Annotated in this window: 25 protein-coding genes; 4 read left to right on the forward strand and 21 right to left on the reverse strand. The window is 35.9% G+C overall.

Features of this window, described 5'->3' with window-relative positions; all coding sequences use genetic code 11:
- Positions 1 to 90 precede the first annotated feature (90 nt).
- From lepA to gpr, 3 genes are all read right to left on the reverse strand, one after another.
- Positions 91 to 1,911, reverse strand: a complete 1,821-nt coding sequence (lepA, locus tag FG390_RS05150; protein WP_141189973.1) for a translation elongation factor 4 — start codon at positions 1,909 to 1,911, stop codon at positions 91 to 93.
- A 429-nt stretch (positions 1,912 to 2,340) separates the two neighbouring features.
- Positions 2,341 to 2,685 (reverse strand): DUF3679 domain-containing protein, encoded by a 345-nt coding sequence (locus FG390_RS05155; RefSeq protein ID WP_141189974.1) that lies wholly within the window; start codon positions 2,683 to 2,685, stop codon positions 2,341 to 2,343.
- Between the two features lie 223 nt (positions 2,686 to 2,908).
- On the reverse strand, positions 2,909 to 4,006 hold the full coding sequence (gene gpr, locus FG390_RS05160; protein ID WP_141189975.1) for a GPR endopeptidase: 1,098 nt from the start codon (positions 4,004 to 4,006) through the stop codon (positions 2,909 to 2,911).
- 224 nt (positions 4,007 to 4,230) lie between these two features.
- Here gpr and rpsT point away from each other — a divergent pair, with 224 nt between their 5' ends.
- A complete protein-coding gene (gene rpsT / locus FG390_RS05165; protein ID WP_141189976.1) occupies positions 4,231 to 4,497 on the forward strand; it encodes a 30S ribosomal protein S20 in 267 nt (88 codons plus the stop codon).
- A 161-nt stretch (positions 4,498 to 4,658) separates the two neighbouring features.
- Here rpsT and holA read toward each other — a convergent pair whose 3' ends face one another.
- From holA to FG390_RS05185, 4 genes are all read right to left on the reverse strand, one after another.
- Positions 4,659 to 5,684, reverse strand: a complete 1,026-nt coding sequence (gene holA / locus FG390_RS05170; protein WP_141189977.1) for a DNA polymerase III subunit delta — start codon at positions 5,682 to 5,684, stop codon at positions 4,659 to 4,661.
- Positions 5,685 to 5,991: 307 nt separating this feature from the next.
- Positions 5,992 to 8,298 (reverse strand): DNA internalization-related competence protein ComEC/Rec2, encoded by a 2,307-nt coding sequence (locus tag FG390_RS05175; RefSeq protein ID WP_141189978.1) that lies wholly within the window; start codon positions 8,296 to 8,298, stop codon positions 5,992 to 5,994.
- 5 nt (positions 8,299 to 8,303) lie between these two features.
- Complete coding sequence (locus FG390_RS05180; protein WP_141189979.1) at positions 8,304 to 8,879, reverse strand: ComE operon protein 2; 576 nt, start codon at positions 8,877 to 8,879, stop codon at positions 8,304 to 8,306.
- A gap of 193 nt (positions 8,880 to 9,072) precedes the next feature.
- Positions 9,073 to 9,717, reverse strand: a complete 645-nt coding sequence (locus tag FG390_RS05185; protein WP_141189980.1) for a helix-hairpin-helix domain-containing protein — start codon at positions 9,715 to 9,717, stop codon at positions 9,073 to 9,075.
- An 87-nt stretch (positions 9,718 to 9,804) separates the two neighbouring features.
- Between FG390_RS05185 and comER the strand changes: the two genes are divergently transcribed.
- A complete protein-coding gene (gene comER / locus FG390_RS05190; protein ID WP_141189981.1) occupies positions 9,805 to 10,638 on the forward strand; it encodes a late competence protein ComER in 834 nt (277 codons plus the stop codon).
- 322 nt (positions 10,639 to 10,960) lie between these two features.
- Here the strand turns inward: comER and FG390_RS05195 are convergent, their stop codons facing one another.
- The 11 genes from FG390_RS05195 to FG390_RS05245 form a co-directional block, all read right to left on the reverse strand.
- Positions 10,961 to 11,707, reverse strand: coding sequence for a class I SAM-dependent DNA methyltransferase (locus FG390_RS05195; protein ID WP_141189982.1), 747 nt, complete (start codon positions 11,705 to 11,707; stop codon positions 10,961 to 10,963).
- A 9-nt stretch (positions 11,708 to 11,716) separates the two neighbouring features.
- Positions 11,717 to 12,070 carry a ribosome silencing factor gene (gene rsfS / locus FG390_RS05200; RefSeq protein WP_141189983.1) on the reverse strand — a complete coding sequence of 118 codons (354 nt, stop codon included), beginning with the start codon at positions 12,068 to 12,070 and terminating at the stop codon, positions 11,717 to 11,719.
- The gene (yqeK, locus tag FG390_RS05205) at positions 12,060 to 12,644 is read right to left on the reverse strand and encodes a bis(5'-nucleosyl)-tetraphosphatase (symmetrical) YqeK (RefSeq protein ID WP_141189984.1); all 585 of its coding nucleotides are present in this window, start codon (positions 12,642 to 12,644) and stop codon (positions 12,060 to 12,062) included. The genes rsfS and yqeK overlap by 11 nt, the downstream gene beginning before the upstream one ends.
- The gene (locus FG390_RS05210; protein ID WP_141189985.1) at positions 12,634 to 13,206 is read right to left on the reverse strand and encodes a nicotinate-nucleotide adenylyltransferase; all 573 of its coding nucleotides are present in this window, start codon (positions 13,204 to 13,206) and stop codon (positions 12,634 to 12,636) included. The genes yqeK and FG390_RS05210 overlap by 11 nt, the downstream gene beginning before the upstream one ends.
- Before the next feature lie 18 nt (positions 13,207 to 13,224).
- On the reverse strand, positions 13,225 to 13,521 hold the full coding sequence (gene yhbY / locus FG390_RS05215; protein ID WP_141189986.1) for a ribosome assembly RNA-binding protein YhbY: 297 nt from the start codon (positions 13,519 to 13,521) through the stop codon (positions 13,225 to 13,227).
- The gene (gene aroE / locus FG390_RS05220) at positions 13,508 to 14,356 is read right to left on the reverse strand and encodes a shikimate dehydrogenase (RefSeq protein ID WP_141189987.1); all 849 of its coding nucleotides are present in this window, start codon (positions 14,354 to 14,356) and stop codon (positions 13,508 to 13,510) included. Before aroE ends, yhbY begins: the two co-directional genes overlap by 14 nt.
- Positions 14,357 to 14,398: 42 nt before the next feature.
- On the reverse strand, positions 14,399 to 15,502 hold the full coding sequence (gene yqeH, locus FG390_RS05225; RefSeq protein ID WP_141189988.1) for a ribosome biogenesis GTPase YqeH: 1,104 nt from the start codon (positions 15,500 to 15,502) through the stop codon (positions 14,399 to 14,401).
- A complete protein-coding gene (locus tag FG390_RS05230) occupies positions 15,502 to 16,020 on the reverse strand; it encodes a YqeG family HAD IIIA-type phosphatase (RefSeq protein WP_141189989.1) in 519 nt (172 codons plus the stop codon). Before FG390_RS05230 ends, yqeH begins: the two co-directional genes overlap by 1 nt.
- Before the next feature lie 289 nt (positions 16,021 to 16,309).
- On the reverse strand, positions 16,310 to 17,035 hold the full coding sequence (locus FG390_RS05235; protein WP_141189990.1) for an amino acid ABC transporter ATP-binding protein: 726 nt from the start codon (positions 17,033 to 17,035) through the stop codon (positions 16,310 to 16,312).
- Positions 17,028 to 17,693 (reverse strand): amino acid ABC transporter permease, encoded by a 666-nt coding sequence (locus tag FG390_RS05240; protein WP_373681529.1) that lies wholly within the window; start codon positions 17,691 to 17,693, stop codon positions 17,028 to 17,030. The genes FG390_RS05235 and FG390_RS05240 overlap by 8 nt, the downstream gene beginning before the upstream one ends.
- Before the next feature lie 31 nt (positions 17,694 to 17,724).
- Positions 17,725 to 18,492, reverse strand: a complete 768-nt coding sequence (locus FG390_RS05245) for a transporter substrate-binding domain-containing protein (RefSeq protein WP_141189991.1) — start codon at positions 18,490 to 18,492, stop codon at positions 17,725 to 17,727.
- A 792-nt stretch (positions 18,493 to 19,284) separates the two neighbouring features.
- Between FG390_RS05245 and FG390_RS05250 the strand changes: the two genes are divergently transcribed.
- Positions 19,285 to 19,425: a sporulation histidine kinase inhibitor Sda gene (locus FG390_RS05250; protein WP_141189992.1), complete on the forward strand. Its 141-nt coding sequence runs from the start codon at positions 19,285 to 19,287 to the stop codon at positions 19,423 to 19,425.
- A gap of 136 nt (positions 19,426 to 19,561) precedes the next feature.
- Here FG390_RS05250 and FG390_RS05255 read toward each other — a convergent pair whose 3' ends face one another.
- The gene (locus FG390_RS05255; RefSeq protein WP_141189993.1) at positions 19,562 to 19,657 is read right to left on the reverse strand and encodes a YjcZ family sporulation protein; all 96 of its coding nucleotides are present in this window, start codon (positions 19,655 to 19,657) and stop codon (positions 19,562 to 19,564) included.
- 298 nt (positions 19,658 to 19,955) lie between these two features.
- On the opposite strand from FG390_RS05255, the gene sigK reads away from it, so the two are divergent.
- Positions 19,956 to 20,669, forward strand: a complete 714-nt coding sequence (sigK, locus tag FG390_RS05260; protein ID WP_141189994.1) for an RNA polymerase sporulation sigma factor SigK — start codon at positions 19,956 to 19,958, stop codon at positions 20,667 to 20,669.
- Positions 20,670 to 21,024: 355 nt separating this feature from the next.
- On the opposite strand, the gene FG390_RS15725 is transcribed toward sigK, so the two are convergent.
- A complete protein-coding gene (locus tag FG390_RS15725) occupies positions 21,025 to 21,177 on the reverse strand; it encodes a hypothetical protein (RefSeq protein WP_181406383.1) in 153 nt (50 codons plus the stop codon).
- 143 nt (positions 21,178 to 21,320) lie between these two features.
- Positions 21,321 to 21,473 (reverse strand): YrzI family small protein, encoded by a 153-nt coding sequence (locus FG390_RS05265; RefSeq protein WP_181406384.1) that lies wholly within the window; start codon positions 21,471 to 21,473, stop codon positions 21,321 to 21,323.
- Positions 21,474 to 21,903: the final 430 nt, after the last annotated feature.

Below are 21,903 nucleotides of genomic sequence, written 5' to 3' on the forward strand. Positions count from 1 at the left end.
TAACTGGCTCTCCACTCTATTAAAGATACCCGGCGGTAACATTCACCGTCGGGATCTTTTTGATCGTCTATATCATTTCTAATATACCAATTAATCCTCATTAATACGAAGAACGGCCATAAAGGCTTCTTGAGGAACCTCAACTCGACCAACTGTTTTCATTCTTTTTTTACCTTCTTTTTGCTTTTCAAGCAACTTTCTTTTCCTTGAAATGTCGCCACCATAACATTTTGCAAGGACATTTTTTCTTAAAGCTTTAATAGTAGATCTCGCTATTATTTTTTGTCCAATAGCCGCTTGGATCGGAACCTCAAATTGTTGTCTTGGGATAAGCTCTTTCAATTTTTCAACAATCGCTTTTCCTCGCTCATAAGCAAAATCTTGGTGAACAATAAGCGATAAAGCATCGATTTTTTCACCGTTTAACAAGATATCCATTTTAACTAATTTTGATGGTCTGTTACCTAAAAATTCGTAATCGAGCGAAGCATACCCCTTTGTGCTTGACTTCAATTGGTCGAAGAAATCATATACGATTTCTGACAATGGCAAATGATAAATGATGTTAACCCGATTTTCACTTAAATAAACCATATCAATAAAGTCACCACGTTTTCCTTGGCAGAGCTCCATTACTTGTCCTACATAGTCATTAGGAGTCATGATCGTGGCTTTAACATAAGGTTCTTCAATTGATTCTATCTCTTTTTTTTCTGGCATTTTTGAAGGATTGTCGACGCGAAGAGACTCTCCATCTACCGTTTCAATTTGATAAATAACACTCGGCGCTGTGGTGATTAAATCGATGTTAAATTCACGCTCAATACGTTCTTGAATGATTTCCATGTGCAGTAAGCCAAGAAAACCACATCTAAACCCAAATCCTAGCGCTTCAGACGTTTCTGGCTCATATTGAAGGGCTGAGTCGTTTAATTCTAACCGCTCCAATGCCTCACGTAAATCATTATATTTGCTAGAATCGATAGGATATAACCCACAGTACACCATCGGGTTCATTTTTCGATATCCAGGTAGCTGTTCTGCTGCTGGTTTTATTGCATTTGTAATTGTGTCACCAACATGAACGTCTTTTACATTTTTGATTGACGCAGTTAGAAAACCTACATCACCTACTGAAAGTTCATCTTTCATCACTATTTTCGGAGTCGATACGCCAAGTTCTATAACTTCAAAGGTTTTATTTGTGGCCATCATCTTAATTTTATCTCCGACCCTAACGGTTCCTTCAACAATGCGAATATAAGCAACAACACCGCGATACGGATCATACATTGAATCAAAAATAAGGGCCTTTAAAGGCGCGTTTGGGTCCCCTTGGGGAGATGGAACCTTTTCAACAATTTGTTCCAATATATCATTAATGCCAATCCCTGCTTTTGCCGATGCTAAGACACTGTCTGATGCATCAAGACCAATAACATCCTCGATTTCTTGTCTCACTCGTTCAGGTTCAGCATTTGGTAAGTCAATCTTATTTATAACTGGAATAATTTCCAAATCATTTTCAAGAGCGAGATATACATTGGCTAGCGTCTGCGCTTCAATACCTTGTGCAGCGTCAACAATCAGAAGAGCGCCTTCACAGGCAGCTAAACTTCGAGACACTTCATATGTAAAATCGACATGACCCGGTGTATCAATCAAATGAAAAATATACGTTTCTCCATCTTTAGCTTTATAATTCAATTGAACAGCATTTAATTTTATCGTAATACCACGTTCTCTTTCAAGATCCATTGCATCCAGCATTTGTGCTTTCATTTCCCTTTTTGTTAGGGCACTTGTCGTTTCTAAAATGCGATCAGCCAAGGTAGATTTCCCATGATCAATATGCGCAATAATTGAAAAGTTTCTAATTCTAGATTGGCGGTTATTTGTATTCTCTGACATCTATATCACTCCTACTGGTATGCAAAACACAATACATAGTCGATTATATCAAGGGTCATGATTCGTTTCAATATATTGAGCTATCTAAAGTCAATTGTAAATTAAGAAAACTTCCTACAAATGCAAAAAATTATCTCACCGTTTTTTTTCCACATTTAAGGCTAGTAAGGACCCCCACTACAGGGTAATGAGTGTAAACGAGCATTCCTAGGTGGGATAACTGCCCGTAAAAGCCCAATTGGTTCAGGTTTACAATTAGTGGGGGATGACGCAGGCTAAAAACGCGACGTCCTGTCGCAACGCCTGCACCAGCACATCCTGCGTGTCGAAAAACCCACACTGATTGATGTTTATCGTTTTATATGAGCATGCTTTTCTGCTTTACAATAACAAATTCGAAATGAAAAAGCTCCCTTTTCATTTGGGAGCTTACAAAAATAGCTGTGAAATTAAGTTAACCGTACTGCTTGCCACGTTCATTCCTTTCTTTGCAACAGTTGAAATGCTATTTGAAAGATGATCACTTATAGGGTTTGATTCGCTTTTTCCTTTTTTCTCCAATTGTTTCATTCGTTCTAGGGCTGACTCACCATTTACATTGTGAGTCGATGTTGGTAGAGACGTTGGAATCGTTAGGCTTATTGCACGCTGATTTTCGGGTACTTTTATTTCTTTCATTTTGCCGGTCCCATGATTGACCGTTATCATACCATAGACGACACAAAATCCGAGGGTCATCACAACGAGCATTAATTTTATACCAAAATGTTTCATAAGCGTCTCCTCTTTGTTCTATTTTATACTTTTTGTGCGTGTTCAAAAAGGTAGCAAATTAGAGTCAAGAAACCCAAGAGCGGCGCAGTTCCTTAGAACCGGTATTCCACAATTTTAGTTGAAGCCGGAAAAACAAGAGGGCGCAAGATTCGTAGCTTATCACTTGATGTTGTCCCACTGATGGAAGTTTCACTTTATCTATATCTATGCATAAAACTGAAATTTAATGCGTATAATGGCCCATATTTTCTTGATTTACATCCGTATGCAAGGACGTATTTAATCCGCCAGCAATAATATTAGCCATATCTTCTATAAAATCATCCACTTCTTTTGGTGTAACCATAAGATTATGTCCAGTTGGGCCAAGAACTTCTCGAATGAGTTGTACTTTTTCCTCATCTGGTAATGTCCCAACCACACCTAAAAAAGAGGCTCGGTGTTCTTCACTAGGTAAATCTTCTTCTGCATATTTCCTTTTTTCTCCAAAATTAAGCCAAGATGGTGTTAAAGCCTTTGATGGTTTTTGGTTTTTCATTTCATGTCCAAGATGTTTCAAAATTAAATCAAGCGTGTCACTTGTAATCGTTACCGCATCGACAACGGTTGGAATTCCAATGGCTATGACTGGAATTCCCAATGTATCTTTGTTTAATTCCTTACGATTATTTCCGACTCCTGAACCTGGGTGAATACCTGCATCAGATATTTGAATCGTTGTATTCACACGTTCTATGGATCTTGATGCTAAAGAATCAATGGCTATCACAAAATCCGGTTTAGACTTTTCAATAATCCCTAAAATAATGTCGCTTGTTTCAATCCCTGTAATACCCATAACTCCAGGTGATATCGCACTTACAGAACGAAACCCTTCTTTTACATTTTGTGGCTGCAAATCAAATAAGTGTTTTGTTATGAGTATGTTTTCGACCGTACTCGGACCGAGTGCATCTGGTGTTACGTTCCAGTTTCCTAACCCAACGATAAGGCAACTCATTTCTTTGGTAACTTTAATATCTTTTAAAAATTGAGCAAACTCTTTGGCAAATGTTTTTTCCACTTTTTCTTGAAATTCGGTATCTTGATTCCGTAAATCCTGTGCTTCCAATGTAAGATATCGGCCAGGTTTTTTACCCAATGTTTTTGAAGCATCTGAATCAATGGTCATATGTGTGATTCGAATGCCTTCAATTTCATTCTCTTTGATAGTCAATCCATGGATAGGATGCGCGGGTTCTTGTTCAGTGACCATTTCACGGGCTTCAACTGCTAAATCCGTTCTTACTTTATATTGGCTTAAATCGAGTTTATCAGGCATAACCATTCCCCTTTCGAGTAAAACGTGCTATATTTATAACGATCATGATTAATAAAAATAAAACTTTAATAAAAAAATAAGACAGTAAGAATTAAGGTTAAAACAATCAATCTTAAACTATTATCATCATTGCCTTTTTTAACTTTTTTCATTCATATTGCAAAACCCCTATGTGTTTGGTACAATACTCATTGTCAATTAATGTGCCTCAAGGAGGTGAAAGTATGCCTAATATTAAATCCGCAATCAAACGTGTGAAAAAAAGCGATGCTAATCGTCAACATAATATCATGTTCAAATCTGCCATGCGTACATCAATTAAAAACTTTAACGCTTCTATAGATGCTAAAGATGTTGAAGCTGCTAAAGAAGCTTATCTCGTAGCAACAAAAAAAATTGATAAAGCAGCAACAAAAGGTTTGATTCATAAAAATAAAGCATCCCGTGAAATATCACGTTTAACAAAAAAATTAAACGAATTAACGGCTTAATATGCGTATTTGTTTTCTTAATACAAAAAAGAGGCTTTCCTTTAAATGGAAACCTCTTTTTTGTACTCTAAGAAAGTATTAAGGGTTAAAGTATACGTACGGGCTCAGGCCTCTGTTCTAGCGCCTTGCAGGCTGGCCAATCGGCAAGTTTTCTTTATATGTTAAGCGCCTTTTGACGTGCTATGAATAAACAATTCAAGGGCTAGGCGTTTATCCATACCCCCTGTTTTCATTTGATAATCCGTTTCTGTACATTTCGTGAGTACATATTCAAGCCTTTTTAAATCAAAATGCTTCGCTTGTTGACTGGCAAGTTTTACGCTATAGGGATGAATTCCAATTTTCGAAGCGATATTTTGTTGTGTATAACCATCTTTTTGATAAACTCCTACTTGATAGACGATCCTTATTTGTCTTGTTATTAAAGCGAGAAGCTTGATAGGATCTTCTTTTTGTTTGATTAAGTCGGATAATAATTGAAGGGCTTCCCTTCTTTTATTTGCAAGGACTTGATCCACAAGAAGAAAAACGTTATTTTCCAAAGACCTGGATGCAAGGGACAAAACCACTCGTTGGTCAATCGCCTGATCTGTTCCGTAGCAATAAAAAGCACATTTCTTCACTTCATTTGCAAGCGCCATTAAGTTAGGGCCGATAAAAGCCATCAATTGATCATGTCCTTCTTTTGTATACCTAACACCTAACTCAGATGCTACCGATGACAATAAATCATAAATGAATCGATCCCCAAGTTGGGATAACTCAACGATTTGACCCTTTTTTTCAATCATTTTAACGATTTTTTTTCGTTTATCAAGTTTTTCATGAAATAAAGGAATAATCATAACTGTATCAGTTGATGGGTGTTCAAGGTAAGTTTCAAATCGCTTAAGATCATGCTCTACCTTTACTTTTGGTTTTGAACCTGTTAAGAAATAGGCATTCTCCAAAATGACGACTCGTTTTTCACCAAAAAAAGGGAGAGTTTCGGCATCTTCAATTCCAACTTCTACTGAAGTCTCTAACATATCATAACTAGATAAATTGACTTCCATTTCTTCTTCAGATAAAGCTTCTTTTACAATTGTTTTTTTCATATGTTGTATAAGATACTCTTGGCTACCAAATAATAAGTAAATTGGAGCAAGAGGCTTTTGTATGGATAAATCCTTTTTTGTCACAGGCACTTACATTCACTCCCCCTCTTACCAATTCACTTTATCGTAAATTGTCTTAGTGTACAAGGGGCTTTTACTTTAGTTTAGTGAAAAGGATAAAGAGGTTAGCCAGATAAAGGCTAACCCCAACTTTCATCTATGTTAAACGACATCCTCATGTATCCCGGGTCAAATATGCGGTGTCGGAAATGGGTTTGTACTCATTATCATAACCTAAAGATAATAAAGTATTGATAGATAAAGCAGGTTCCACCGTTTAAAATATTGGCAATGCATGAAATAATTAAGATTACATCTTTTGTGTATATCTGGCTAGTTATTGCTGAACAGCAAAGTCAACACGAGTAATTTGATCATTTTTAAAAGACCATCGTATAGCACCAAGCTGATCTGTCCTCATTATCTTTACATGTAAGCTACTCAGTCTCTGTAGAACTTCTTGATTAGGATGTCCATAGCGATTGTTTTTCCCAACTGAAATCATCGCATATTTTGGTTTTATAACATTCAAAAATTGTTCTGAAGTTGAAGATCGGCTTCCATGATGACCGACTTTTAATACATCAATCGAAAGTCTAGGGTAGTTTTTGGTAAGTTGATTCTCCCCTTCTTCTTCAAGATCACCTGTAAATAGCCAATTCAGTCCACCAAGATTTGTTTGAAGTACAATCGAATTGTTATTTGAATCCTGATTTGTTGCAGGCGATAAGACGTGAAACGCATACGTACTAAAGTTAATGGTATCTCCTTTTTGGACTTTTTGTATCTTTGTTCCTTGACGATACGCTTGTTTTAACATTTTAATATCTGCAGTTGATGGATTAAACCATGGACTGATAATTAGTTTTCGAATCGGTATTTGTCCGATAAGATCTTTCACTCCCCCGATATGGTCATAGTCAGAGTGAGTCAATATCAACATATCAATTTGATGTATTCCACTAGCGCGCAATTCATGTAAAACAACATCTCGCCCTACTTTAAATGGATCTTTTTTCTTTTTCCAAGCTTCTGTTTTATAAGGCACAATTCCACCCGTATCGATTAAGATCGTTCCTCTGTGATGTGGGAGTTGAATTAAAACACTATCGCCTTGTCCGACATCTAGAAAAACAACTTGTCCTTGAGAAGACCACGTTCCGCTTAAAACAACCATTGTATACATGAAAATGAACGGGATCAAAAGTAAATACTCTCCTCTTTTCAAACGATGTTCCCATAAACATAAACAAACATAGATCAATAAGACCATACAAAAAAGCATAACAGGTGTTAATGAACCATACGTCAAAACAAAATGGGGATGATAATAAAAATAGAGTAAAATTCGATGAGGATATTTTAACAAAGAAGACATAAACTGAGATAAAACGAAGGATAAAGGAGAATATATATAGCTAACAGTATAAGTCATAATAGACAACGGTAAAATAATGTTGGTCATTAATGGAACGAAGAGCATATTCATGAAGAAACTTATAAAAGAAAATTGATAAAACGATGGAATAAGAATGGAAAATGTGGCTAGTTCACAAATAACGGATAACCAAAGTAATTGTTCAAGATAGGAGAAGGCTTTTTTGTGAATGGTATGAGCTGATAACAATATAGCAGAAGTAGCTAGAAATGACAGTTGAAATCCCATTTGAAATAAGAACTCCGGATCATAAAAGACCATCACTAAAAATACAATACTAATAAGATCTATCGAAGTTAAATGAACTTTTTTTATTAGTGTATAACCCAAAACGAACATACCGGTCAAGCCGGCACGAATAACAGAAGCCTCTGCCCCTGTTAAAATGACATAGATGGGGATGAAAAGTAACAAGAGAAACAGAACATGTTCTCGAATCATGCCGAGTCGTAAACAAATGAAGTTCACCATGGCTAATAACAGGACAACATGAAGACCGGAAACAGCTAAAATATGGACAATACCAAGGGTTTGGTAGGCTTTCTGGAGTTCTACGGGCATATGAGACTGATCTCCAAAAATGAGGGCTGACATTAAACCATCTATTGGCTCAGGAAACGTGTTTTGAATCCTATAAATTTGCTTTTCTCTCCACTGCATAATCCGTTCTACGGGCGTTAAAGAAGATGGAAGCGGATGAGGGGGCTTTTCTGCTGTTAATATCCAATAAATATGTTCATGATTGAGATATTGCCGATAATTGAAAGAATGAAAATTAGTTGGAGAATTTGGCTTTTCAAGCTGTCCTATGATTCGATAGGAATTCCCTGCATGGAGGTTTTTTTGAAGGATTCGTTTCTCACTATTTGATAATAGTGTGTACCGAACAACAACCACCTCATCTTCTGTCTTATATTGAAAACTGACGACATTCCCATCAAACCCTGGAATAGATATAATTTTACCTTGAAATAAAGTATTCTTTGGAGAAAGCTTTGTTTCTTGTTGCGTTACCCATAGCATGTTCATACCAAAAACAGCACCTACTACAAGACACCATATAAACAGGCTGTGTGTTGATCTCATGAAAATATATCCAAAGTAGACAATAAGAATGATTAGTGGTATCCAGGGATGATTCCCATAGAACACCCACATGACAAGGCATGAGACAAAAACGAGATGATGACACTTGCCATATAGCATTTTAGTTAAACCCCAATTAAAAATAATTTACGCAATTGATCATACATACGGTTAATCTCATCAGTATCCACTCCTCGTTCCTCAAGTTGGCCAAACAAATGATCTATAAACGTCTTCTGCTCGTCATTAAAGTCTTTTTTAATATTAAAAAAGTCATTAAAAGGAACTTTTTGAACCTCAACATGTGCTTCTTCAAAGAGCTGAATGGCGTAAGGGTGATTCTTATAGTCCGTCGCATAGTGAACTTTCTTTATTCCACTTTGAATAATGGCCTTACAACAATGCAAGCACGGGAAATGCGTCACGTAGATTTCTGCATTATCTGTCGGGACACCAAACTTTGAACATTGCAAAATGGCATTCATTTCAGCATGTATCGTTCTGATACAATGTCCGTCAACGACATAGCATCCATCATCAATGCAATGTGTACCTCCCGAAATAGAGCCATTATAACCGCCAGCTATGATACGTTTATCTCTAACTATGGTAGCCCCAACAGCAAGTCTAGGACATGTGCTGCGATTGGCTAATAAATGGCTTTGCGCCATAAAATATTGGTCCCATGATAGTCTCTTCAAATTTCACTCATCACCTTTCTAAATCTCGTTTGTCCAAAAAACCTAGTCTCATGTAGTTCTAAAAAACTACGTTCTATTTTAACATAATCAACGAATGAACTTCTCCCCTTTTTCCGAGATTCGTAGCTTATCATTTGGTGATCTTTTGAACAATCTCTAAAGTCAAAAAATTAACACATCGTAAGATTTCGGCTTACTCCACACAAATGTCTGCTTTTAACTTTTCAAATGACTTTTCACCTATTCCTGTGACATTCGTCAATTCCTCTGGTGCTTTAAACGGCCCATGTTCCTCTCGATACGAAATAATCGCCTCCGCCTTTGACGGACCGATGCCATTTAAATTCTGTAATTCATCAACCGTAGCAGTATTAATGTTAATCAATTTTTTATCCTCTATAGAAGTTGATGTATCACTATTTGAGGTGGGATTGGTTGCTGTCATCACAGCGGAGGAATCCCCTTTTTTTGGAACCAATATCACCATTTCATCCTTAAGTTTTTGTGCAAGATTAATTTTATTTTGATCTGCTTGATTAGTATACCCTCCTGATTTTTGAATCACATCACTCACTCGGCTCCCATTTTCCATTTTATAAACGCCTGGATGTTTCACTTCACCCTTTAAGTCAACAGCCAAACTTGTATCGGTATTTTTATTTTCTTGATTATTAGCTTGAGCTTTAGCCACATTTTTCGTCGTCTCAACAGATTGAAAGGTTTCTTCTTTTAAAGGATCCGGTTCAATAGATGATTCGGGGTGCCTATTGATAAAAAAGATGACGACAAGAATGGTTATCACAAGACAGGCTCCAATGGCTATTTTTATCTTATTCATGGTTTTACACCTCGATTTTTTACGCATAGATTTTTGAATAAAAACATACAGTGGTATAAGGTTGTTAGGATTGGGGGAAGAAAAAAAGTGACAATTGGAGTTATTGGAACAGGCAATATGGGGACGTTACTTATTGAATCCTTTATTCGTTCTAAAGCCATACAGCCATCTGAATTTGTTATTACAAATCGCACGTTATCGAAAGCGGAATCATTAAGTAAGAAATATGAGGGTATTCAGGTCGTCCCCTCTGCTAAATCTGTATTTAAAGAAGCTAAAACAATCTTTATATGTGTTAAGCCATTATCCATTTATCCATTATTAAAAGAAGCGAATGACGTAATTGAGCATAATCATCTTGTCATTTCAATAACGAGTCCAATTCGTGTTGAGCAATTAGAAAGTTCATTGCCATGTCCTGCAGCACGTGTTATTCCAAGTATCGTGAATCAAACATTAAGCGGGTCTACGTTATTAACATTTGGCGAACGTTGTACAGAAGAAGTAAAAACCTCTTTAACCCAATTACTTCAATCGATATCAAACCCGATTGAAATTGAAGAAGAAATTACGAGAGTTTCATCTGATTTATCAAGCTGTGGTCCAGCCTTTCTTTCATATCTCTTTGAACGAATGATATCTGCTGCAGTTTCTACAACGGAGATAACGGAAGAAAAAGCAACTCAATTATTGACGGATATGGTAATAGGAGTTGGTAAACTATTTGAAGAAAAAACCTACACTCTCGACACCTTAAAGAAAAAAGTCATGGTTAAAGGCGGGGTAACTGGCGTTGGAATTCAAATCTTAGAAGATGAATTAGGTGAAGTATTTGAACATTTATTTAAAGCGACTCAAATGAAATTTGTTGAGGATCACAAGGAAGTTGACCCACAATATAGCATTAAACCATCATCATAGAATGTTTACCTCCTTTTTAGGGGTTGTTCAAAAAGTCACCAAATGATATGCTACGAATCTCGGCGCCCGCTTGTTTTTCCGGTCCTCATGTAGCAAAAACCTACATTTCGGTCCTCAAAACTGCGCCGCTTTTAGCCTCCGACGCCCAGGACGGGCTAGTACTGGCGTTTCTTGCAGGATGCCAGCGTACTTAGCCAGTAACCCTTTTCGTTTGTCACCTTTTTGAACACGTACTTTAAGGGCTTTAACTTAAAAATATACTCAATAAAAAAAGAGGGGTGTAACCCTCTTTTAAATATTCGATGCTTTATGAACTTTTCCTTCAACTATTCTTCTTTGCAATGAAAAAAATTCGCTCAGAAGTCTTGGTTGGGGGATCATTTGTGAAATCGGCACAAACCTTTAGACATTGAAAACCGGCTTCTTTTAGAAGGAATGAATAAGTTTCTATGTCAAACGTTCTTTGATAATGCGTTTCATCATGTCTAGTAAAAAGATCTTGACCTGTTTTTGTAAAGAACGTTAGATCATGGTAAACACTATGTTCTTCTTCACCAGGAAATGATTCCCATATATACGCTATATTTTCGTCATTGTATGCAAAGGTATGATTAATAAAAATTGAATGTATTTTATATAGTGAATGAACATCAAACAAAAGGGCTCCCCCTTCATTTAAATGCTCATAGACACGCTGAAATGTTTGTTTGACATCATCTAACGTTTCTAAATAATTTAATGAATCACAAAAAATAAGGATCATGTCAAACGTACTACCTAGTTCAAGTTCTCGCATATCTTGCTGAAAAAGAGGAAAAGACAGTTTCTCATGTTCTGCCTTTTCCTTAGCCATAGCTAACATATTTTCAGAAAGATCGATACCCGTAACGTCAAACTTATCTCTTTTTAATTTAAGTGCAAGTTCGCCTGTTCCACAGCCGATATCTAACACTTTAGCTGAGGGCAATTGATAATCATTTAATGTTCTATAGAAAAAATCCAGCCATTGATCATAAGGTGCATCATTCATCAACTCGTCATATAATTGAGCAAAATAATCGTAAGCCATCAATAATGCCTATAAGGGGCGTTTTTCAAGAGAAAATACGGGTGCATCTCCCCAAAGTTTTTCCAATTGATAGTAGTTTCTTTCATCTTTATGGAAAACATGAGCGATAATATCACCTAGATCAACAAGCACCCATCTTGCTTTGTCAAAGCCTTCCATTCGTTTGACTTCAATATTTTTCTCTTGAGCAGCTTCTTTTAATGCACGGGCAATAGCTTGGACTTGTTTTTCTGAATTTCCGTGGCAGATGATGAAGTAATCAGACATAATTGAAATTCCAGTCATTTTTAGCATCACAAGATCTTGAGCTTTTTTATCATCTGCAACTTCAGCGAAATATTTTACAAGTTCTTCATTGTTCATTCAAACAGCTCCTTAAGTTTTTGATATAAGTATTATATGCATAAATTGTATCAGGATAGACTTGCTGATGACGTTCAACTAAAAATATCACCGTATTTTGCAAAGACTTCCCAACTGCAGCATCTAAATTTTTTTTTGCTAAATGACGAACTTCATCTACTCCTGGAAATTCACGGCCAGGTTCAATGTAATCCGCTAAGAAGACAATCTTGTCTAGAAGCGACATATCTTGTCTCCCGGTCGTGTGATAACGTACAGCATCCAATACTTCTTTGTCCGTAATATGATACTTTTCTTCTATATAGGCAGCACCAACAGGGGCATGCCATAAAGAGTGATGAAATGTTAGAATTTCGTTAGTTATATCATGTCTTCTTTTTATGATGTCTGATAACTCTTCTTTTGAAAAATATTTTGCAATATCATGTAACATCGCAGCAAGTTTGGCTTGCTCAATATTTGCATCATATCGCTCGGCTAATTTCTCTGCTGTTTCTACAACGCCAAGAGTATGAATATATCGTTTCTTTGGTAAGATTGCTTGCACAGCCTCATTTGCTTCTTCAATCCTCATATAAAAGATTCTCCTTTATATAATCCTTGACTTCCTTATTTAATAAATACATACATGAGCGATGATGTTTCAAGCGATTTCGGATGTCACTTGATGAGATTTCTATTTGAGGCATATCAATCATGTGAACTTGAGCCTGTAATGGATGTTCAGCTATATATCCAGGTCTTCTAAATCCAATAAATGAAGTCAGTTGACACAATTCATCGATTTTATGCCAATTAGGTAGATCACGTATCATATCAGCCCCAATAATAAAGAAAAATTGGTATTCAGGATAAGCGTCTTTAAGCTGCCTTAAAGTATCTACCGTATATGATTTTCCCCTTCGTTCAATTTCAATTAGTGAAATTTGAAAGTAAGGATTTGTATTAATCGCTTTATTTACCATTTCAATACGATGATGGCTATCTGTCACTATTCGATTTTTATGCGGTGGAATATAACTTGGAAGAAACCATATTTGATCAAGTTCACATCTTTCAAGTGCTTCTTGTGCTATAAGCAAGTGACCAAGATGTGGTGGATCAAACGTACCACCTAATAGTCCAATTCGTTTCATTCTCTTTTTAGTCCTATCCTATGCTCTTGGTAATTCGATTGTCTTATTATTTTCGGATTCTTTATATAATACAAGAACATTACCGATCACTTGAACGACTTCAGCACCTATTTTTTCTGCCACTTGTTCCCCTGCTTCTTTTGGATCTTCAAGCGTATTTTGCAAGAAATTAACTTTAATTAATTCTCTTGCTTCCAAAACGGCATTTAATTCTTCGATGACGGTATGATGTAAACCACTCTTACCTATTTGAAATACAGGCTTAAGATGATGAGCTTCCTTTTTTAAAAATTTTTTTTGTTTACTTGTTAGCATGTCTTTCCTCCAATTTATTTCTTAAAAATGCGTCAATACCATTTAGTTTCGGCAAATGACCTAGCCAATGCTTATAGCTGATCGCTCCTTGAAAAATTAACATAGGTAAGCCATCTAAGGTCCTCTTTCCTTGTTGTTTGGCTAGACGAAGCCACTTTGTTTCAAAGTTATAAATAATATCAACAAAAATCGCACTAGATTTACTGTTTTCAATTGGAATTGGAATTAAAGAATCGTGTTCTGATAAACCAATTGAAGTTGCATTTACAATCACGTCATATTTTTCTAATCCATTTTCTGCTTCAGTAAGACTGATTCCATTTGATTCACAAAAAGCTTGACATGAGCGACTTAACTTTACAGCTTTTTCTATGGTCCTATTCGTAATATCTACACAACTTGCTCCGTACTTCGCCATCGTTAAAGCAATCGCTTGTCCAGCTCCACCTGCACCTATAACCAAAACTTTCGGATGGTCAGGTAAGTGTTCTTTTTGATGATGTTCCAAACTTTTTAAAAAACCAAGACCATCTGTATTATAACCGATCAATTTTCCATTTTGATTAACAACTGTATTAACAGCCCCCAGCATTCTCGCTTCATCATCAAGGTCGTCTAGAAATGGAATAATCGCTACCTTGTGCGGAATGGTGACATTACAACCACTGATGCCCAGTGCTTTAATACCCTGAACGGCCGTTTCAAGTTGATCTTTCGTCACATGAAATACGTGATAATGGTGAGCTACGTGATCCTGATGATACCAAAATTGATGCATATCAGGTGAAAGAGTGTGTTCGATTGGATCCCCTATTATGCCATACAAACGCTTCATTTCTCATTCTCCTTCTCCATAAATGCTTCTCTCTATGATTAATTATTGGATAATCGTCTTTCTAATCATCACACCGATGCCATCAGGGGCGTATGCAGTTACATGAGCATCTGTGCCTTTAACCGTTATCCACCCTAGACCTGAAAAAACAATATCCATTTCTTTATCTTTGATCACAAAGTCATGTCGTTTCATCTCTGGTAATTTATACGATGGATCACTCGGAGGTTTTAGAAGTTCTCCATATTGATTTTCATATAGTCTATCAGCATTCTCCTGCTTTGTCCGGTGAATATTTAGGTCATTTGACACGTAAACAACCAGGGATCTTCTCCCACCACGAACATAGTCTAAACGAGCCAAACCACCAAGAAATAATGTTTGTGCCTCATTCAATTGAAACACTTTTGGTTTAATTTCTTTTTTGGGCATCACGATCTTATATTCTTTATCTTGAATATAGTGGGCGACCTGATGTTGATTTACAACTCCGGGTGTATCATAAAGAGTACAACCGTCCTCTAATGGAATATCAATAAAGTTTAAAGTAGTTCCTGGAAAATTCGAGGTTGTAATGACTTCTTCCTCGCCCGTTATTTGATGAATAAGTTGATTGATAAATGTTGATTTCCCAACATTTGTACAACCGACAATATAAACATCTTTTCCTTGACGATAGTAGTCAATCGCTTCAGCGACTTCTTGAATTCCGATCTTTTTTTCTGCACTCATCAGTAAAACATCTAAAGGCTTTAAACCCAACTCTTTTACTTCGTGCCGCATCCAATTTGTTAATTTATTTTTATTTGTTGACTTCGGTAATAAGTCGACTTTATTGCCCACCATAAGAATTGGGTTCTTACCAACTAGACGTTGAAGTCCAGGAACCCAACTTCCGCTAAAGTCAAAAATATCAACAATATTAACAACGAGGGCATTCGTTTGTCCAATCTTAGATAACATCTTTAAAAAATCATCATCTGTAAGCGAAACATCTTGGATCTCATGATAATGTTTTAATCGAAAACAACGCTGACAAATGACTGTTTCCCGCATGAGAGCCGATTGTGGAGCATAGCCTAATTGATTTTTATCCAATGTTTGAATGGGTATTCCACAACCTGCGCAAAAAATAGTTTCCGACATTATTTTTCCTCCCAAGTAATCCAACCTCTACGTCGCATCTTTGTTAGTATAAATCGTTCAATAAGACGATTAAATCGCGTGGCAAGTCCATCTGATTTAGCAACAGGTACTACAAGGATGGTATAAATGCCGAGTCGATTTCCACCAAAAATATCCGTGAGTAATTGGTCTCCTATAACAACAACTTCATCATTTTTTAGATTCATGGTTTGAATAGCACGTGTAAATGAATGAGTCATTGGTTTTCGCGCACGGAATATATAAGGTGTCGTAATGGGATCGGCAAACGCCTTTACTCGAAGTTCACTATTATTGGAAACGATGGTAATTTTAATTCCGTATTCTTCCATATTCTTAAACCATTCAATGAGTTCAGGCGTTGCATCAGGTGTATCCCAAGACACCAAGGTATTATCTAAATCTGTAATAATTCCTTTTATTCCACGTTGTTTTAATTCATTAGGATGAATATCAAAAACACTATTTACATGTTCATTCGGTAGAAATTGTTTTAACAATAAAGACACCCCATATCTTCATCTATTTTCTCATATAACCATAACTTTACCAAGTCAAAAAATTTTACGTTGAAAGTACCTAACCTTCTTTTGTAGTATAACCGATCACTCAATTTTTGCCGAAACAGGTTTATGACAAATTATAGATATATATTCACCCTATAGAATGAAGTGAAACTTTTAACAAAGGAGTTACTTATTTCATCTCTCGTTTGACTATTTGGAAATTATAGCATGTGTTCTAAGTTCATATTGTTATGTAAAAAGAGGTTGATAAGAAAATCAACCTCTACAATACCTTCTCTAAAAATTCTTTTGCTCGATCAGTTTCTGGATGACTAAAAAATTCATTTGGTGGAGCAACTTCGAGAATTTGACCATGATCCATGAAGATCACTTTATCTGCAACCATTTTTGCAAATCCCATTTCGTGAGTGACCACAGCCATCGTCATGCCCTGTTTAGCTAATGACATCATAACATCAAGCACTTCTTTAACCATTTCTGGATCAAGCGCAGAGGTAGGTTCGTCAAAAAGTAAATACTGTGGATCCATGGCTAACGCTCTCGCAATCGCCACACGTTGTTTTTGTCCACCTGATAGACGACTTGGATAACTATCGGCTTTATCAGATAACCCAACTCGTTTAAGTAATTCAATCGCTTTTCTATGAGCTTCATCTTTTGAATTCTGCTTTACTTTTATCGGTGCATACGTCAAATTATCTATCGCGGTTTTATGAGGGAATAAATGAAAGTGTTGAAAGACCATACCCACTTTTTCCCGGATTTTTATGACATTCCGTTGATTTAATGTTGTGATATCATCATTATCAATATAAATTTTTCCTTTTGATGGGACTTCTAATAAGTTAATACATCTTAAGAGCGTTGATTTCCCAGAACCAGAAGGACCAATAATAGCCACAACATCGCCTTTATTTATTTCTAATGAAATATCTGATAAAACTTCATTATTACCAAAGGATTTATATAAATGATCAACCTTAATCACTTCTGCTCATCCTCCTCTCAAAGAGACGTCCCAGTATGGTTAGAATCATAACAAGCACATAGTATATGGCGAACGAAACGATGAGTGGCGGGAAATAGAGACTATTTTCTGCAGCAACAACTTGAGCACGACGCATGAGATCGAGTACGCCAATGGTTGAAACAATCGCCGATTCCTTGGTGAGTGTAATAAATTCATTCATCATAGCGGGAAGGATTTTCTTAATAGCTTGAGGTAAGATGATATCCTTCATCATTGACCAATATGGAACCCCTAGTGCCCCAGCTGCTTCAAATTGACCTTTGTCTACTGCATTAATTCCAGATCGGATGATTTCAGACATATAAGCTCCAGAGTTAAAACCAAATGTTATGATAGCAGCTAAGAAAGCTGAAATATCATAGCCTATAAGCTGAGGCGTCGCAAAATAAACAAGCGTTAACTGTAAAATTAACGGTGTTCCTCTGAAAATGGACGTGTAAAAATCAGACATCCAAGCTAAAATTTTTATATTTCCAATTTTGAACAAAGACAAAATAACCCCAAGGACAAACCCTATTATTGCTGAAACAAGGGCAATCTCCAAGGTTGTCCATACACCATTGATGATGTATGGGATAGAGGAGGCAATTAATGAAAACCCACTAAATATGCCCAAAACCTACATCCTTTCTATTAAAAACCATTCATTATTTATTGTTCTCAAACCATTTTTTCTCAAGTTCAGCCATTTTTCCATTTTCTTTCATTTTTTTGATTTCTTTATCAAATTTTGCCCTTAGTTTGCTGTCTTTTGGAAATGCAATCGCTACATCACTTGGAGCTTCAAAAGGTACATCGAATTCTACTAAGTTGGGATTATTAACTACATAACCTCTCGCTACCGTATTTTCTGATAGAACGGCGTTGACACGATTTGATTTTAATAACTCAACAAGCTCATTTAATTTATTCAATTGTTTTTGCTCAATCTTTGTTTTTTTATTGATTTCGTCAGCTATTTTTTGTTGTACTGAGCCTAGTTGAACACCAACTGTTTTTCCTTTCAAATCCTCAATTGTTTTTATATTATTATTTTTCGTTGTGAGTACAACTTGTTTTGTGCTGTAATAAGGGACTGAAAAGTCGACCACTTTTTTACGTTTTTCATTCGGTGTCATTCCTGAAATGACAAAGTCTGTACGATTTGTATTTAAAGAGGCGATAAGCCCGTCGAAATCCATATTTTTAATTTCTAATTTGTAACCAAGTTGTTTCGTTATATATTTAGCAACATCAACATCAAAGCCTTGAACGCCATTTTCACCTTCCTTTGAATTAACAAATTCAAATGGTGGATAATCTGCACTCGTCCCCATTGTTAATGTTTTCTTTTTTGTTGCATCTGTATTTGATTGACCACAAGCACTTAATACAAGAAGCATCATGATTATTGCAAAAACCATTGTCTTTTTCATGTTGTATATCTCTCCTTTAGGATTTTACTATTAATATGGTTTCATAAATCTATATTATGACGAATTTCGAGTAATTTTTCAATGATTATTTGATAAAAGTGATGAGATGAATACATTTTAGAGACAATTTGTACAACAGGAAAAAAATACACTATGAATGGGATCTCTGATTCAAGGCATCTCTTATAAAGGTTGTTCAAAAAGTCACCAAATGATAAGCTGCGAACCTCGGCGCCCGCTTGTTTTTCCGGTTCTCATGTAGCGGATACAAAGGTCCTCTAGCTAAAATCGCTCACGCTGGCGCCTGAAACTACCAGAAAGCGAGGAATGACGGTATTAAGGAGCTGTGCCGCTCTTTGCCTCCCGACGCCCAGGATGGGCTAGTACTGGCGTTTCTTGCAGGATGCCAGCGTACTTAGCCAGTAACCCTTTTCATTTGTCATCTTTTTGAACACACCTTTATACTCTTTTATATCCTTTAGAACAAAAATCGTTCGACAAATTTAGACACAACTTTTTTTGTGGATAACTTTATTCACATATCATTTAGTCATATTTCATTCTTTTTAGCAACTTATCAACAAAATAATCACATGATATCCACTTTTCCTGTGGATATCAGAACGGTTGTTCCATAAACTATTTCGTGATAAAGTCAAAGAGTGATAAATAATAAAAAGAAAGCCTAACTCTTGCAAGACACCACAGACAGGCTGACTCTTTAACTTTTTAACCTTTTAAACTTTTTTGGAGTGAAATTAAAAGGAGGTGCGGCTGGAAACCAGCATATGTATGGAAAAATTATCAGATGATCTCCTTATTGAATCTTATTGGAAAGCCATTGAACTTGAACTTAGTGTAGAATTTATAAAGCTTATTGAACAAGAAATCCATAGACGCTCAATTGAACAGAAAGTTAAATTCATTAACTGAAAGAAAGTTATTTAGTCAGAAACCAAACCATGTAATTGCGCTTGTCTTGAACCTAGGATAACTTATATTTTTGTGGGAAGATGAAGAAGGCCTTTCTAAATGAAAGGCCTTCTTCAACCTATTTACATCGTAAATATTAATAAACGTATGCTGCACCAACAATAATTAAGAGGATAAACAAGACAACGATTAACGCGAAGCCTGCTCCATATCCGCCAGCTCCATAACCCATGATATCAGCTCCTTAAGTTTTATTTCTAACTACATATTTAATATATGAATCATCCTCTTAAGTGACTGGGCTAATGTATTAAATGAGATTAAAAAACCATTCAATCGTTAATGATTTGACCTAGTTTGCCCAGGAACAGGGTTATATCACCAGACATGTTCATTCTATTTCCATTCTATTTTTCTCCCTCTATTTGATAGAACTTTGTTGATAAAAATTCACTTGGACAGACACCGTACAGCCCCTCAGACACATATTATTAAAGAGAAGTGCCTAAGCCCAGAAAAGGGGGGAGAACATGCTATCCTTGTTTGGAGGTATAGTGTACTTATTTAAAGAATTTTGGTTGTTTGTTTCTTATGTAAAGAATAATGCCTTTCCTCATCCTCTTTCTGAACAGGAGGAAAGAGAGTGCCTTGAAAGAATGGCACATGGGGACCCAGAGGCAAGAAATAAGCTTATTGAACATAATCTTCGTCTTGTTGCTCATATTGTTAAGAAATTTGAGAATACAAAGGAAGATAGCGAAGATCTCATCTCCATTGGCACTATTGGCTTGATCAAAGCGATCGAAAGTTATTCTTCTGGTAAAGGCACAAAACTTGCGACTTACGCTGCTCGTTGTATTGAAAATGAGATACTTATGCATCTTCGAGGTTTAAAGAAAACAAGAAAAGACGTTTCTTTAAATGATCCAATTGGACAGGATAAAGAGGGTAATGAGATTTCGCTCATTGATATCCTAAAATCTCAAAATAAAGATATTGTGGATGAAATCACGCTCAATATGGAAAAGAAAAAAGTATATGAATATCTTCATATTTTAGATGAAAGAGAAAAAGAAGTTGTGATTGCTAGATTTGGTCTTGACCACCAAGATGAACTTACCCAACGCGAAATTGCTAAAAAATTAAATATTTCAAGGAGTTATGTTTCACGTATCGAGAAAAGAGCGTTGATGAAGCTATTTAATGAATTCTATCGTCAACCACATAAAAGATCAAAAACATAAGAAATCCGGGATTGGCTTGAACCTAATTTTCAAGCAATCCCTATTTTTTATTCGTTTTTCATATATTTGGCTTGTCATTCATTAAAACCATTTTTAGGACGTTAAATAAGGTCATGTCATTATGACTTAAAGAGGTTGAACACACACTTAAAGATGAGTGTAAATAAAAAAAGTCTTACTGTACTTTTATATGAAGCACAACAAGACTTTTTTATATGGTTACTTTTATGGATGACGTTTCGTCATAACCTTTTTCAGCTCATGCATGATAACCTATAGACAATTAATTATTTAACCGTTTCTATTATGATGATATAAGCCAAAAAGTTAGATCAACGACCATCCAAAAAAATTTTTAATAAAAATTTTGGAACCCATTTCTCAATTGTTTCTGAAGAACCTCTTCTTTCAATTCTTTCATTCTTTTCTCATCTTGATATCGTTCTACAGCGTTACGGTGCTTTATAGAAATGGTAAGGGTAACGATAAATAAGTGAAGTTTAAACATACCGATCCCTCCCTTCTTTACTTTGATTTAGTCATAAAAAATGTGTATCCTCTACAAACCAAGGTTTCATCCCTTTGTTTAGTTCGTTTAATTTCATCATTTCATGATTTCCTCCTTTTTATCTCGATAGAATGACGGTCAAATTAAATATGTGGCATTTGTTTTAAACGTTTTTGAAGCATTTCTTCTTTTAACTGTTTGACACGTTGGTCATGATGATACTTCTTCGTTAGATCAGTCTTTTGTTTATTCACTGTTACCGTGAGGGTGATCGCAAATAGCTGGATTTTATACAACGAAATCCCCTTCCTTCTTATTAATTTGTTACAAGAATGATTGTTTACCTTTTTTTACTTTAGTCGATAGTCTTGTTACAATTGGGTCCATAGTTATGTCCGCTCCTTTTATGAAGATTTATATATTTATATAAAAGGAAGGCCGGCTAGGGCTACTCCACTTTATATACTCGGGTAAGAAAAAAACGATCAACGAGAAGTACAACCTCATTGATCGTCTTTTATTAAAAAAGGCGTAAAAAGACCGCAGGCGTACTACGCGACCTGCGGCTTTTATTTAACAGTTAAATGACTGTTGGTTACCGTTCAGTTTGATCACAAACAATAGCCATCCGCGAGGTGGTCAATGAAAAATGATATTCAGTTGCTAAAAGTATAGACATTCTGTTTACATTATTTAATAACATTTTCATTACCTCCTTTAGATGAA

It is taken from the genome of Terrilactibacillus laevilacticus, from assembly GCF_006517395.1.
Lineage (GTDB): Bacteria > Bacillota > Bacilli > Bacillales > Sporolactobacillaceae > Terrilactibacillus > Terrilactibacillus laevilacticus.

What these genes read in the sequence shown, in the direction of transcription:
- lepA (WP_141189973.1), bottom strand. Translation starts at nt 1,911, where the DNA reads ATGTCAGAGAATACAAATAACCGCCAATCTAGAATTAGAAACTTTTCA.
- FG390_RS05155 (WP_141189974.1), bottom strand. Translation starts at nt 2,685, where the DNA reads ATGAAACATTTTGGTATAAAATTAATGCTCGTTGTGATGACCCTCGGA.
- gpr (WP_141189975.1), bottom strand. Translation starts at nt 4,006, where the DNA reads ATGCCTGATAAACTCGATTTAAGCCAATATAAAGTAAGAACGGATTTA.
- rpsT (WP_141189976.1), top strand. Translation starts at nt 4,231, where the DNA reads ATGCCTAATATTAAATCCGCAATCAAACGTGTGAAAAAAAGCGATGCT.
- FG390_RS05175 (WP_141189978.1), bottom strand. Translation starts at nt 8,298, where the DNA reads ATGCTATATGGCAAGTGTCATCATCTCGTTTTTGTCTCATGCCTTGTC.
- FG390_RS05185 (WP_141189980.1), bottom strand. Translation starts at nt 9,717, where the DNA reads ATGAATAAGATAAAAATAGCCATTGGAGCCTGTCTTGTGATAACCATT.
- FG390_RS05195 (WP_141189982.1), bottom strand. Translation starts at nt 11,707, where the DNA reads ATGGCTTACGATTATTTTGCTCAATTATATGACGAGTTGATGAATGAT.
- rsfS (WP_141189983.1), bottom strand. Translation starts at nt 12,070, where the DNA reads ATGAACAATGAAGAACTTGTAAAATATTTCGCTGAAGTTGCAGATGAT.
- yqeK (WP_141189984.1), bottom strand. Translation starts at nt 12,644, where the DNA reads ATGAGGATTGAAGAAGCAAATGAGGCTGTGCAAGCAATCTTACCAAAG.
- FG390_RS05210 (WP_141189985.1), bottom strand. Translation starts at nt 13,206, where the DNA reads ATGAAACGAATTGGACTATTAGGTGGTACGTTTGATCCACCACATCTT.
- yhbY (WP_141189986.1), bottom strand. Translation starts at nt 13,521, where the DNA reads ATGCTAACAAGTAAACAAAAAAAATTTTTAAAAAAGGAAGCTCATCAT.
- aroE (WP_141189987.1), bottom strand. Translation starts at nt 14,356, where the DNA reads ATGAAGCGTTTGTATGGCATAATAGGGGATCCAATCGAACACACTCTT.
- yqeH (WP_141189988.1), bottom strand. Translation starts at nt 15,502, where the DNA reads ATGTCGGAAACTATTTTTTGCGCAGGTTGTGGAATACCCATTCAAACA.
- FG390_RS05245 (WP_141189991.1), bottom strand. Translation starts at nt 18,492, where the DNA reads ATGAAAAAGACAATGGTTTTTGCAATAATCATGATGCTTCTTGTATTA.
- FG390_RS05250 (WP_141189992.1), top strand. Translation starts at nt 19,285, where the DNA reads ATGGAAAAATTATCAGATGATCTCCTTATTGAATCTTATTGGAAAGCC.
- FG390_RS05255 (WP_141189993.1), bottom strand. Translation starts at nt 19,657, where the DNA reads ATGGGTTATGGAGCTGGCGGATATGGAGCAGGCTTCGCGTTAATCGTT.
- sigK (WP_141189994.1), top strand. Translation starts at nt 19,956, where the DNA reads ATGCTATCCTTGTTTGGAGGTATAGTGTACTTATTTAAAGAATTTTGG.
- FG390_RS15725 (WP_181406383.1), bottom strand. Translation starts at nt 21,177, where the DNA reads ATGTTTAAACTTCACTTATTTATCGTTACCCTTACCATTTCTATAAAG.